Here is a 14,293-nt window from a genome sequence, read left to right on the forward strand (position 1 = left end):
CACTACCTTGTCCTTTTTAATTTAGCTATAAAGAATCCATCAATTCCATGTACATTAGGGTATATTTTTATATAGCCGTCTTCTTGATTGTCTAAATCTATTTTTATATTTTCTATAGGTTCTAATTCAAAATTATTGTTATTTTTCAAAAAATCTTTTACTATATCTATATTTTCCCTATCTTCTATAGTACAAGTACTATAAACCAAAGTTCCTCCTACTTTCACATACTTAGATGCATTTTCCAAAATAACATTTTGTATATTAGGTAAAGATATTATTTCCTCTTTATTTTTATACTTTATCTCTGGTTTTCTTCTTATTATGCCCAGACCTGAACAAGGAACATCAGCAACTACATAATCAAATTTACTCATACTTTTCTCATCTAATTTGAGAGCGTCAAACTCTTGTATTTCTATATTAGTTAAGCCTAGTCTATTTACTGTTTGTCTTATAAGATTTAATTTATGAGAAAATATATCTCTAGATACAATTTTCCCACTATTATTCATAAGTGTTGCTACGTGGGTAGTTTTACCTCCTGGAGCACTACATACGTCTAATACTAGGGAATTTTCCTTTGGATTTAAAACATGTCCTACAATCATTGAACTTACATCTTGTATTGTAAAATAACCTTTTCTAAATAAATCATTATTTTCTATATTTTTAAGGTTTTCTACTTTTATAGCTTCTGGAATAAGACTTACCTTATCACATTTTAATCCTTGCTCTTTTAATTTTTTTATAAGTTCATCTCTAGTTATTTTTAAAGTATTAGTCCTTAAATAAATGCTTGGTCTTTCTGAATTTGATTCTAAAAGTTCTTCAGTAAATTCTTTTCCAAAATTTTCAGTCCAATTTTGTATAATCCATGGATTATAAGAATATTTTGTTGACAAGTAATCTACAGTATCTTTTTTATCCACTTCTCTTATATCATCCTTATTTCTTATAACATTTCTAAGTATCGCATTTATAAATCCCGATGATCTTTTATCGTATTTCTTAGCTAAATTAACAGTTTCATTTACAGCTGCATAATCTGATACACTGTTTAAGAACATTATTTGATAAATTCCAATCCATAGCAATATTCTAACATAAACTGACATTTTTTTGGATTTTATCTTAGAAAATTTATCTATTATATAATCTAAGTAATATTTATTTTCTATAACTCCATATATAATTTCTGTAGCAAATCCTCTATCTATATCTTTTAAGTCACTGTTTTTCAAATACTTATTTACTGCCATATTTGAATAATTTTTATTTTTTTCTATATCATATAGTGCCTTTAGCGCTACTTCTCTTGAATTCATAATTTTTCCTCCTATTTTTACACACAAAAAGTCCTAGATATACTAGGACTCATCTCCTCTAATCATCACCTCTAGCTATAAGTATAAGTCTTACAAGCTCTAGAACAGATGTTAATGCAGCTGCAACATAAGTAAGTGCAGCAGCTGAAAGTACCTTTTTACTACTTCTTACTTCATCATTATTTATTATACCCATATCTACTAGTTGTACTATAGCTCTATTAGAAGCATTAAACTCAACTGGTAGAGTTACAATTTGGAATAAAACTGCAAATGCAAATAAAGTTATACCTAGGTAAAGTAATGATCCTCCTCCACCAAATACGAATCCTGCCATTATAAGTATCCAAGATACATTACTTGAAAAACTAGCTATGGGAACTAAACTACTTCTAATTTGAAGTGGTGCATATCTATTAGCATGTTGTATTGCGTGACCACATTCATGGGCAGCTATAGATACTGATCCTATTGAGTTACCATAATAAATATCCTCAGATAATCTTATAACTCTTTTTCTAGGATCGTAGTGGTCTGAAAGATGACCTCTTGTCAATTCAACACTTACATTAGAAAGTCCATTACTATCCAGTATATATCTAGCTGTTTGCGATCCAGTGTATCCCATTTGCGTTGGAACTCTTAGATAACGTTTAGTTTCACTACTTACCTTAAATTGGGCGTATATAGTAAATAGTATAGCTGGTATTAACAAAATCATTGTAGAATCATAAAAAAACATATCAACACTCTCCTATAAAGAATTTAACAGCTTCTTCTAACTTTTCCATATCCAGTGATGTATCTACACAGGGTCCATTAGGCCTTTTATTAAATACTCCAAGTACCGGTATTTTAGTAACATCTTGTATGCCAGATGTTAAATCTCTTTCACATGCAACTGCAATTACCGCTTTTGGTTTGTTATCAATTATAACCTTCCTAGCCAAAGTTCCCCCAGTTGCAATAAATACCTTAACATTGTATTTTTTATGTACATCTATTAATTGACCTACATTACACATACCACATTGCTTACAATTGTTTATATCATTAGTAATCTTAACCTTACATATACTCTTTTGAATACAATGGGGAAGTAGTACAAGTATATCTTCTGGATTTAATTTATATTTATTAGAATATATATATGTATTATTTAGCTTAACATATACCTTTCTTATTTCATTTTTTGATATACCAAATAACTTGGCTATGTTTATTATAATAGGATATAAAAAACCTACTATTTTAAAATTCAACCTCATTATACTATTATTTACTTTTTTATCTTTTAATATATTGTACGTTACTGCCATAGCAAATAATATTATAACTATAAATATTGCTATTATTATATCTATAAATATAATTGCCATAAATAACAAATTATTTGTAGTTAGATTTATTCCTATAAGTATAATTACAAGGGAGGCAACTAAAGCTCCCATTGTAATTAAAAATCTTTTTATGTCATTCATATTTATTCACCTAATATTGAGTTAGTATCTATATCATTACCCTTTATATAATCTTCAACGCTCATTCTTCTTTTGCCTGGCATTTGTATTTCTTTTAATAATAAAATTTTATTTCCAGTAGCTACTTGTATTCCTTCTTTATCTACTTTTAATATAGTTCCAGGTTTATTATTAGATTCTTTATCTAATATCTCACTTTTCCATATCTTCATAGTATCATCATTATATTTTGTATAAGCGCTTGGCCAAGGGTTCGTTCCTCTTATAAGATTGTATATTTCTTCGGATTTTTTAGCCCAATTTATATTTCCAAGATTTTTATCCATTATAGGAGCATATGAAGATTCATCATCATTTTGTTTTTCGCGAGGAGCATTATTGTTTTCTATAAGTCTTAATGTATCTTTTAATACATCTGCTCCTACATACATCATTTTATCATGAAGTTCTCCTGCAGTTTGATCAACTTCTATATTCATTTCTTTTTTTAATATCATATCTCCAGTATCAAGGCCTACATCCATATACATTGTAGTTACACCAGTTGTTTTTTCTCCATTTATTATAACCCAATTTATTGGAGCTGCTCCCCTATACTTTGGAAGCAAAGATGCATGGACGTTTATACATCCATACTTTGGTATATCTAATATATCCTTAGATAGTATTTGGCCAAATGCAACTACTATTATTACATCTGGGTTTATATCCTTTAATATATTTACAAATTCATCTGTTTTAACCCTTTGAGGCTGATATACTTCTATATCATATTTTATAGCCAATTCTTTCACAGGAGGCATAGACATTTTCTTGCCTCTTCCCTTTGGTTTATCTGGTTGAGTTACAACTGCAACAACTTCATGTCCTTCGTCTATTATAGCTTGAAGACAAGGAACAGAAAAATCTGGCGTTCCCATAAATACTACTTTCATTTATATCACTCCTAAAGAAATCTATATCCTCTGCTAATGTTGTTAAGTTTATTCTTAACGTGTTTTGGTACTCTTTTTCTTTTGTGCGTTTTTACTTTTTTTCTATTTTATCTGTGAATATTATTCCTTCTAAATGGTCAATTTCATGACAAAATGCTCTTGCTAACAATTCTGTTCCTTCTAATATTATCTCTTTCCCATATCTATTTAATCCCTTAACCTTAACATAATTAGGTCTTCTAACAAGGCCAGATTCACCTATTACACTTAAACAGCCTTCTTCGTCTAATTGTTCTCCTCTTACTTCAATTATCTCAGGATTTATAAGTTCTATAATTCCTTCTCCTATATCTATTACAACAACTCTTTTTAATACCCCTACTTGTGGTGCTGCAAGTCCTACACCGTCTGCTTCATACATTGTTTCTGCCATATCTTCAAGTAGTTGTATTATTTTTGAATCTATTTTTTCTACTGTTTTAGATTTTTTTCTTAAAACAGGGTCTCCTACTTGAACTATTTGTCTTAATGCCATTGTTATTCCTCCTATTTATAATATGCTGTATGGATTGATATCTACACTTATATTGACATCCTCATCAAATACTGCATCTCTTTTAGTTATACATATATATTTTATTATACTCTTTAATAAATTTATTTCAATATCGACATCTTTAAATAAAATCTGCCATCTATGATTTTGATTTATCTTAGCTATAGGACATGGATTTGGCCCTAACATAAAATCAAAGTTTTTATATCCTCTTTTTGATAAAAGGTATACTATAGACTCATGTAAATTTTTTATATTTTTAATTACCTTTTGTTCATTATTATTAGATATTACCACGCTTATTATATTATTAAACGGAGTATAACTGAATAACTTTCTTATTTTTATTTCATCTTCATAAAACCCCTTATAATCATAGTTTACAGCGTGTTTTATAGAATAGTGATCTACATCATATGTTTGTAGTATTACCTTTCCATCTAAATCAGCACGTCCTGCACGTCCCGCAACCTGAGTTATAAGTTGAAAAGTAGTTTCTGAACTCCTAAAATCCGGAAACTTAAGTATCATATCTGCAGATAATATACCTACTAATGTTACATTTGGAAAATCATGGCCTTTACTTATCATTTGCGTTCCTATTAGTATGTCAGCTTCTTTATTTTTAAATTTATTTAATATTTCTTCAATAGATCCTTTTTTAGAAGTTGTATCCTTATCCATCCTAATAATTTTGGCATTTGGAAACATTGCCTTAACTTCTTCTTCTATTCTTTCAGTTCCTATTCCAAATTCTTTTATATAGGGACTAGAACACTCTGGACATTCTTTTGGAATAATAGTTTCGTAGCCACAATAATGGCATCTACCACTTTTTTTATACTTATGATAAGTTAACGATATATCGCAATTGTCACAGCTAAATACAAATCCACAATTCCTACATGATACGAAGCTTGCATATCCTCTTCTATTTAAGAAAAGTATTATTTGATTTTTTTTATCTAAAGTATTCTCCATTTCATACTGTAGTCTTCTGCTAAATATACTTTTGTTTCCATTTGATAATTCTTCTTTCATATCAGATATATGAATATTGGGCATTTCATTATTATTCGCTCTCTTTGTAAGTTCTAACAATTCATATTCTTCATTTTTTGATTTATAGTATTCTTCAATAGGTGGAGTTGCTGATCCTAATATTAAAAGTGAATTTTGAGACTTAGATATATATTTTGCAACTTCTATTGTGTTATACTTTGGATTTTTTTCTGATTTATAGGCTCCCTCATGAAACTCATCTATAATTATAACTCCTAAGTTATTACATGGAATAAACAATGCTGATCTGGCCCCTATTATTATCCTTACTTTTCCTTCTTTAACTAATCTATATACATCGTGCCTTTCACCACTAGACAATTGGCTGTGAAATACTCCTACAATATCTCCAAATCTATTTTTAAATCTAGATATGGTCTGAGGAGTCAATGATATCTCAGGAACCAATACTATGCTATCTAGGCCTTCATCTAAAGCCTTTTGTATTATATCTAAATAAACTTCAGTTTTTCCGCTTCCTGTAACACCGTGAATTAAATATGGCTTTTTATCTATGTTAAACATATTTTCTTGTAGTTTTTTAAATGCATGTTCTTGTTCATCATTTAGCCTTATATCTTTATTTTCTAAATTATATAAGTTCTTAGGTTTTCTATAATAATTTTTCTCTTCTATATTTATTATATTTTTTTTATGCAAAGCTGTTATACTTTGTTTGTTGATATCTAAAATTTCTATCAAATCATTTATTTCAACTTCCTCATTATTACTTAAAAACTGTGCTACCCTAGCTTGTTTATGAGCCTTTTTTCTTATAAGGTTGTTTAACACATCATCAATTTCATCTTTATCTATATTAAGGGACACAATATACATTTTTTTCTCATTTTTACTACTTTTATATTCCCAACTTATACTTAAAATCCCCTTATTCTTAAGGTTGTTTAATATTCTATTTATATTTATATCTTTTTTATCTTTTATATTTTGTATTTTCATCTTACCTTTATGGTTCATGAGTTGATGAATTATATACAATTCCTTATCGTCTAGTCCACTAAAATCGTGAGTTTCAATTTGTGCTATTTTATAATTTTCTAGCTTGTACCCTTTTGGGTATATACAATTTATAGCATCCATGTATGTGCATATATATCTATTTCTCATCCATTTTATAAGATCTATGTCTACATCACGAAGAAGAGGTTCTTCATCTAATATATCCATTATAGACTTTATCTTATTTTTCATATTATCTTCTAATTCATTTGTAAATTCAAATATAAACCCTTCTAACGGCTTATTTCCCCTTCCAAATGGAACCAATACTCTATGGCCTACTTCTATGATTTTTTGTAAATAATCAGGAACCTCATAGGTAAACAAATCGTCTGTGTATTTTGAGTTATTGCTAACTATTAATTTTGCATAAATTTTCATAACTACAGCTCCTAGGAAATCTATGAAAAAATAAGCATCTACATTATATAGATGCTTACTTTTTTAATATAGATTTTACTTTATCTAAAATAACATTTGCAACTTCATCTTTACTCATCTTAGGATATTGGTATACTTTTCCTTCTTTATCTATTATCTTAACTATATTTGTATCTACTCCAAAACCTGCACCTTCTAATGTCAAGTCATTGGCAACTATAAAGTCTAAATTTTTCCTTTGTACCTTGCCCTTTGCATTTTCTATAAGGTCATTAGTTTCGGCTGCAAATCCAACTAATACCTTATCCTTTTTAATTTTTCCTATTTCTTGTGCAATATCTTTGTTTCTGCTTAATTCTATAAATAAATCGTCGTCTTTTTTCTTTATTTTTTTATCAGCTACATTTTTTGGCTTATAGTCTGCAACAGCAGCAGACTTTACTATTACATCACTTTCATCCATATTATCTATAACAGCTTCATACATTTCATTTGCCGATTCAATTTGTATGAATTTTTTAAGTCCTACTGGTGGAGTAAGTTTGGTTGGTCCAGATATTAATGTAACATTAGCTCCTCTTTCTATTGCAGATTTAGCTATAGCATATCCCATTTTCCCTGTAGATCTATTAGTTATATATCTAACTGGATCTATTCTTTCAACAGTTGGGCCTGCTGTTACAACTATATTTTTACCTTCTAAGTCTTTTTCTACACTCAATAACTTAACTATATCATTTACTATAACCTCTGGAGATGCAAGTTTTCCACTTCCAATATCTCCACAAGCAAGTCTTCCACTTTCAGGTTCTACAAAATTATATCCTAAATCCTTTAGTGTTTTTATATTTTTTTGAACTACAGGATTTTCATACATATTTGTATTCATAGCTGGAGCAAAAATTATTTTTGCCTTAGTCGCCATTATAGTTGTTGTAAGCATATCATCAGCTATACCATTAGCCACTTTACCTATAACATTTGCCGTAGCAGGGGCTACTAAAAATAAGTCTGCTTTTTTAGCCAAAGATATATGTTCTACATCCCATGTTTTTGGATCTTCAAACATATCTATAACAACGTAATTTTGGCTTAGGGTTTGGAATGTAAGTGGTGCTACAAATTCTGTTGAAGATTTAGTCATTATAACATGTACATTTACATCCAACTTTTTTAATCTACTTACAACATCGCATATTTTGTAAACAGCGATTCCTCCACTAACACCTATTACAACTGTTTTTCCTTTTAACATATTACTGTTCCTCTGCATTTGCCTGTCTTTGTTCTAAGGCTGCTTCCTTTTCTTTTAAATCATTATAATTTATTTCCTCTTGAGTTAAATGTCTAAAAGTTATCTTATCATGTGTAATTTCTTTTGAAGCTAAAGTAACAGGTTTTGAATCATCAGCTTTTGTACTTACATAAACAGGAGAACCTTCTATTATTTCTCTAGCTCTCTTGGCAACTGTAACAACTAAATAATATCTGTTATCTATTTTGTTTAAAACGTCATTTATTGATGGATTTAACATATTATAATTCCTCCTTAAACATTTGTATTATATATTCTTTGTATCTTTCTACCTTATCTTTTTCAGCACTTATTATACTCGATAATTCCCTAGATGAAGTTTTAACATCGTTATTCATTATAAAATAATTATAGTGTTCTATTTGCTGTATTTCCTTAAATGCCGATCCAAATCTTTTCTCTATATCTTCTATTGTTTCTGTTCCTCTTCCAACTATTCTACATTTTAATTCTTCAAGTGATGGAGGCAATATAAATACAAATACACCTTCAGGATAAACCTCTTTTATTTGCTTAGCTCCTTGGATATCAATTTCTAATAAAACATCGTCTCCTTTTTCTAAACTTTCCAAAACAGCAGATTTAGGAGTACCATAGAAATTATCGTATACCCTGGCATATTCTAAGAACTCATTACCTTCTATCATATTTTCAAATTTTTCTTTAGATATGAAAAAATAATTTACTCCATTAATTTCCCCATCTCTAGGTTTTCTAGTTGTAGCTGAAACAGAAATTTTAACAGAATCGTTATTATTTAAAAATTCTTTACATATGGTTCCTTTTCCTGCTCCAGATGGTCCTGAAACTACTATTAATAGACCTTTTTTTTCCATTAATATCTTCCTTTCTAATCATCTATATGTTCATCTTTGTGGTCTTCAAATCTATGTGCTACAGTTTCTGGTTGTACTGACGATAATATTACATATTGGCTATCAGTTATTATAACGGCTCTAGTTTTTCTTCCATAAGTAGCATCTATTAACATACCTTTGTCTCTACTATCTTGAATTAACCTTTTTATAGGAGCCGATTCTGGACTTACTATAGCTACAACCTTGTTTGCTACAACAACATTACCATATCCTACATTTATAAGACTTACTCTCACAATAAATCCTCCACTACTCTATATTTTGTATTTGTTCTCTTATTTTTTCTAATTCACTTTTTACTTCTACAACTAAATTTGTTATATTTAGATCAGAAGATTTAGAACCCATAGTATTTATTTCTCTATTCATCTCTTGTATTAAGAAATCTATTTTTCTTCCTATAGAGTCTTTTTTATCTATTGTCTTCTTAAGTTGTACAATATGACTTTTAAATCTAACTGTTTCTTCTGTTATACTGCTTTTATCTGCATATATAGCGACTTCTTGTGTAAGCCTATTTTCATCTATTTCTATAGTTCCTTCTAATAATTCATTTATTCTATTTCTTAGTTTTTCTTTATAGTCAATAACAACATTATATGAGTACTTTTCAATTTCTTCAACATAATTTTTTAATAAATCACATCTCATTTTTATATCAGACGAAAGTTTTGCACCTTCTTCTTCACGCATATCTTTAAGTTTTGTAAGACAATCTTCCAAAGCTTTACTTAGTGCATTCCATATTATAGTCTCGTCTTCTTCTTTTTCTTCTATTTTAACTATATCAGGAAATTTAGCTATATTCATAATAGTTATTTCATCACATAAATTAAACTTATCTTTTATGTTGTTAAGTATATTATAATATTGATTAGCCAATTCCTCATCAAATTTTAGAGTTGAATCATTGTTGTTTAATGATTCAAGTTTTATGTATAAATCTACTCTACCTCTTTTAACATAATCTTTTACAAAGTTTCTTATTTTATCTTCTAAGAAAGAAATCTTTCTTGGAAGTCTTATATTTATATCTGTATATTTGTGATTTATAGTTTTACATTCTACAACAAAGCTTATATTGTCGTCTTTGTATTCTCCTCTTCCAAATCCAGTCATACTTATTGCCATAATTATACCTCCACTACACCTTCGCATATTTTAACTGCTGGCCCTATCATATATACATCTTCTAACACTTCTATAATCAATTCTCCACCTTCAGAAGTTACGTTTACTTTATTAGATGTTTTTCCTAGATAATTAGAAAGTATCACACATGCAGTTATCCCTGTACCACAGGCAAGTGTATATCCACAACCTCTTTCCCAAGTATAAACTACCATATTGTTTTCATCTATTATTTTTACAAAGTTTACATTAGTCTTTTTTGGGAATATATTATGTGATTCTATTAGTGGTCCATATTTAAATATTTCTTTTTTGTCTAGTTCATCTACATATATTATAGTATGGGGAACCCCCATAAGAATTGTACTTACTTCAAATGTCTTGTCTAAAATATCTAATTTTTCATTTATAAATTTATCTTTGTTAGTAACTACTGGTATATCAATTGGATTGAAACTTGGTTTACCCATATTTACTTTAACGCTTTGCATATTATTATCTTCAATATTTAACTCTATATATTTAATACCATCTAATGTACTTACTGTAAATTTATCTTTAAATACGATTTGGTTATCATATACGTATTTACAAAAGCATCTAAGCCCATTTCCACACATAGAAGCTCTACTTCCATCAGCATTATAATACATCATTTCAATATCTGCTACATCAGAATTTTTGACTACTAATAATCCATCTGCTCCTATTCCAAAATGTCTATGACATACTTTTTTTGCAAGATTAGAATAATAATCAGCATTCACATCGCTAGATCTTCCATCAATGGCTATAAAATCATTACCTGCACCGTGTAATTTCCAAATTTTTACCATTTTTATATATTCCCCTCCAAAAATTCGCATTAAATCATCAACTTACTATTATACAATATTTTGCACAAATAAGAAATTATTATTTGAGTTATATGAATAAAATATATTCACAATATATAATATATGTGCAATAATTGAAATATTAATATGTTTTGAAAGGACTGATTTATTATGGCTTTAGATGGCTTAGTTATACATTCGCTAGTAAATGAACTATCACAAAAACTTATAGGAGGTAAAATAGATAAAATATACCAACCTGAAGAAGATGAAATATTACTTTCTATAAGAAACAATAAAGAAAATCATAAATTATTATTAAGTGCAAGCGCATCAAATCCGAGAATATACATAACACAAAAATATAAAAAAGAAAATCCAATGAGCGCTCCTATGTTTTGTATGATACTTAGAAAATACTTGTTAAATGGAAAAATTCTAAATGTATCTCAACCTGAATTTGAAAGAATAATAAAAATAACTGTAGAATCCCTTGATGAACTTAAAATAAAAGCTACAAAAGACATTATAATAGAAATAATGGGTAGACACAGCAATATAATAGTAGTTCACAATGAAACTAATAAGATAATAGATTCCATAAAAAGAGTACCAATTAGTGTAAGTAGGCAAAGGCAAGTTTTACCAGGTCAGGATTATAATTATCCACCTTCACAAAACAAGTTAAATCCACTTCATAATATAACTAAAGAAATATTTATAAATACTATAAGTAATACTAACTCTGCCCTACATAAAGCTATATACACTTCATTTTTAGGTATAAGCCCTGTTATAGCTAAAGAAGTATGCTATAGGTCAAAATTAGATGATTCTATAAATATAAACGATTTAAATAGTTCTCAACTTGAAAATATTTATAATGTGTTCACTAGAACCTTTAATCAAATAAATAACAATATATATAATCCATGTATAGTTATAAATAAAAAAATAGATAAAATAATAGACTTTAGTTCCATTAAACTAACTATGTATAATGAGTACTCATATATTGAAAATGAAAGTATATCAAATATGCTCGAAAACTACTACTTAAGCAAAGATGCAAGAGAAAGAATAAATCAACGTACTCAAAATTCAAGAAAAAGTATATCTACAAAACTTGAAAGACTTTACAACAAGCTAAAAAAACAACAAGAAGAATTAAATGAATCAGAAAATGCACATATTTATAAAATAAAAGGTGAACTTATAACTTCATATATATACATGATAAATAAAGGTATGGATGAAGTTGAAGTAATAAATTTCTACGATCCAGAAGGAAGTACTATAAAAATAAATTTAAACAAGAATTTAACTCCATCAGAAAATGCACAAAAATATTTTAAAAAATATAACAAACTTAAACATGCAAAAAAAGAAATAACAATACAAATGGATATAACCAATGAAGAAGTACATTATTTAGAAAACATATTACTAAGTATAGAAAACTGCGAAAACCTAGAAGAAATACAAGAAATAAGAGATGAACTTATAAAAACAGGATATTTAAAATCCAAAGTTAAAAATAAAAAAGATAAAAAGGATAAAAAAGATAACAATGTATCTACTACAAAACCTTACGAATTTATATCTTCAGATGGATTCAAAATATATGTAGGTAAAAACAATAAACAAAACGATTATTTAACTTTAAAAATAGCATCAAATGACGATATTTGGATGCACACTAAAAACATTCCAGGATCACATGTTATTATAAAAAGCGAAGGAAGAGAAATCCCTGAAAACACTATAAATGAAGGTGCTATATTATCTGCATATTATAGCAAAGCTAGAATGTCATCTAAAGTGCCAGTGGATTACACTATAAGAAAAAATATAAAAAAACCAAATGGAGCAAAACCCGGTATGGTAATTTATGAAACTAATAGTACTATATATGTAACTCCTAGTGAAGAAGAAGTTGTAAAACTTAAAATTCGCTAAGCTCATGTCTTAAGCGGCATTTAAAAGCAGGGACCTTGCTCAAAACTAGATATATAAAAAAATGCATCTTTTTATAGATGCATTTTTTATATTATATACTATACTGCTTTTGCGTCAAATTTGACTTCTATTTCTTTAGCTTTAAAGTCATTATTGTTTAACAATCTATTTAGTACAACACCTATTATAGCTGCTAAACTTAAACCTGTTATTTTAACAGTTTGTGTTACTGGTATTCCTATAACTATTCCTTTACTTTGTAAGTAGCTAGTTCCAAGGCCTATTATTAATATAGTTGCTATAATTATCATGTTAGATAATTTAAACTCCTTAGTATTGTCTCTTATAGTCTTAGCTCCTATATAAGCTATCATAGAAAACAACATTAAGCTTATACCACCCATAACTGCTACTGGTATACTTTGTAAAAATCCTCCAACTTTACTTATACATCCTAGTACTATTGCAAACATTGCTGTACGTCTTAATACTGATGGATCATAGTTTTTAGTTAAAGCTAATACTGCTGTATTTTCTCCATAAGTAGTATTTGCTGGTCCTCCTATAAATCCGGCTATAAGAGTAGCCAATCCATCTCCTAATAATGTTCTATTTAGTCCTGGATCTTTTATAAAATCCTTTCCAACTATAGTACCATTAGTAGTTATATCTCCTATATGTTCCATAAATACTGCAAGCACTACAGGTGCTACTATTACTATTGCTTCTAAGCTAAACTTAGGTAGTGTAAAGTTAGGCATTGCAACGATTGGAGCATTAGTTATTACACTTGTATCAACTAAACCTATTGATAAGGATACACAATATCCTACTACTACTGCCACAAGTATTGATATCTGCTTTAAAAATCCTTTGCCAAACTTAGTTACACATATTGCTGTTGTCAAAGTCAATGCTGCTATTATTGCATTTTGTGATGCCATATTAAAAGCTGTAGGTATTAAGTTAAGACCTATAACTACAATCATTGCTCCTGTAACCTGAGATGGGAAATATGTTCTTATCTTATCTACTCCTATTTTCTTAACTAAGAAAGACATAATTATATATAATAGTCCTGCCACTACTATACCACCTTGGGCATATGTTATGTCTCCATTATATGCTTCTTTAACTGCTAATACTAACGGAATAAATGCGAAACTTGAGCCAAGAAATACTGGTACTTTTCCTTTAGTACATAAGTGAAATACCAAAGTACCTATACCTGCACAGAAAATTGCTAAAGAAGGGTCAAACCCTGTTAATATTGGAACTAATACAGTTGCACCGAACATTGCTAATAAGTGTTGAAGTGATAAGATTGTCTTTTTCATAAAAATGCCTCCCTTTGTTTTTATTAGGGAGAACTAATTCTCCCTTTTCCAGTATCTCTGTACTGAATTAAAAG

Annotated in this window: 14 protein-coding genes; 1 reads left to right on the forward strand and 13 read right to left on the reverse strand. The window is 28.6% G+C overall.

Annotated features, from left to right (window positions below; genetic code table 11):
- Positions 1–2 precede the first annotated feature (2 nt).
- From rsmB to dapF, 12 genes are all read right to left on the reverse strand, one after another.
- Positions 3–1,328: a 16S rRNA (cytosine(967)-C(5))-methyltransferase RsmB gene (rsmB, locus tag ACUSRV_RS01925; protein WP_490140221.1), complete on the reverse strand. Its 1,326-nt coding sequence runs from the start codon at positions 1,326–1,328 to the stop codon at positions 3–5.
- Positions 1,329–1,386: 58 nt separating this feature from the next.
- The gene (locus ACUSRV_RS01930; protein WP_490140222.1) at positions 1,387–2,070 is read right to left on the reverse strand and encodes a zinc metallopeptidase; all 684 of its coding nucleotides are present in this window, start codon (positions 2,068–2,070) and stop codon (positions 1,387–1,389) included.
- A gap of 1 nt (position 2,071) precedes the next feature.
- Positions 2,072–2,809, reverse strand: coding sequence for a DUF116 domain-containing protein (locus ACUSRV_RS01935; RefSeq protein WP_490140223.1), 738 nt, complete (start codon positions 2,807–2,809; stop codon positions 2,072–2,074).
- Between the two features lie 2 nt (positions 2,810–2,811).
- A complete protein-coding gene (fmt, locus tag ACUSRV_RS01940) occupies positions 2,812–3,744 on the reverse strand; it encodes a methionyl-tRNA formyltransferase (protein WP_490140224.1) in 933 nt (310 codons plus the stop codon).
- A 91-nt stretch (positions 3,745–3,835) separates the two neighbouring features.
- Positions 3,836–4,279: a peptide deformylase gene (gene def / locus ACUSRV_RS01945; RefSeq protein WP_490140225.1), complete on the reverse strand. Its 444-nt coding sequence runs from the start codon at positions 4,277–4,279 to the stop codon at positions 3,836–3,838.
- 15 nt (positions 4,280–4,294) lie between these two features.
- Positions 4,295–6,763: a primosomal protein N' gene (priA, locus tag ACUSRV_RS01950; protein WP_490140226.1), complete on the reverse strand. Its 2,469-nt coding sequence runs from the start codon at positions 6,761–6,763 to the stop codon at positions 4,295–4,297.
- A 55-nt stretch (positions 6,764–6,818) separates the two neighbouring features.
- Positions 6,819–8,018, reverse strand: a complete 1,200-nt coding sequence (gene coaBC / locus ACUSRV_RS01955) for a bifunctional phosphopantothenoylcysteine decarboxylase/phosphopantothenate--cysteine ligase CoaBC (protein WP_490140227.1) — start codon at positions 8,016–8,018, stop codon at positions 6,819–6,821.
- Between the two features lies 1 nt (position 8,019).
- Positions 8,020–8,298 (reverse strand): DNA-directed RNA polymerase subunit omega, encoded by a 279-nt coding sequence (gene rpoZ / locus ACUSRV_RS01960; protein ID WP_490140228.1) that lies wholly within the window; start codon positions 8,296–8,298, stop codon positions 8,020–8,022.
- Position 8,299: 1 nt separating this feature from the next.
- The gene (gmk, locus tag ACUSRV_RS01965) at positions 8,300–8,914 is read right to left on the reverse strand and encodes a guanylate kinase (protein ID WP_490140229.1); all 615 of its coding nucleotides are present in this window, start codon (positions 8,912–8,914) and stop codon (positions 8,300–8,302) included.
- 14 nt (positions 8,915–8,928) lie between these two features.
- A complete protein-coding gene (gene remA, locus ACUSRV_RS01970) occupies positions 8,929–9,192 on the reverse strand; it encodes an extracellular matrix/biofilm regulator RemA (protein ID WP_490140230.1) in 264 nt (87 codons plus the stop codon).
- A 13-nt stretch (positions 9,193–9,205) separates the two neighbouring features.
- A complete protein-coding gene (locus ACUSRV_RS01975) occupies positions 9,206–10,087 on the reverse strand; it encodes a YicC/YloC family endoribonuclease (RefSeq protein ID WP_490140231.1) in 882 nt (293 codons plus the stop codon).
- Between the two features lie 2 nt (positions 10,088–10,089).
- On the reverse strand, positions 10,090–10,923 hold the full coding sequence (gene dapF / locus ACUSRV_RS01980) for a diaminopimelate epimerase (RefSeq protein WP_490140232.1): 834 nt from the start codon (positions 10,921–10,923) through the stop codon (positions 10,090–10,092).
- Positions 10,924–11,094: 171 nt separating this feature from the next.
- On the opposite strand from dapF, the gene ACUSRV_RS01985 reads away from it, so the two are divergent.
- On the forward strand, positions 11,095–12,882 hold the full coding sequence (locus ACUSRV_RS01985; protein ID WP_490140233.1) for an Rqc2 family fibronectin-binding protein: 1,788 nt from the start codon (positions 11,095–11,097) through the stop codon (positions 12,880–12,882).
- 98 nt (positions 12,883–12,980) lie between these two features.
- Here the strand turns inward: ACUSRV_RS01985 and ACUSRV_RS01990 are convergent, their stop codons facing one another.
- A complete protein-coding gene (locus tag ACUSRV_RS01990) occupies positions 12,981–14,219 on the reverse strand; it encodes a uracil-xanthine permease family protein (protein ID WP_490140234.1) in 1,239 nt (412 codons plus the stop codon).
- Between the last annotated feature and the right edge of the window lie 74 nt (positions 14,220–14,293).

The sequence above is a fragment of the Sporacetigenium sp. TC11 genome (genome assembly GCF_058146105.1).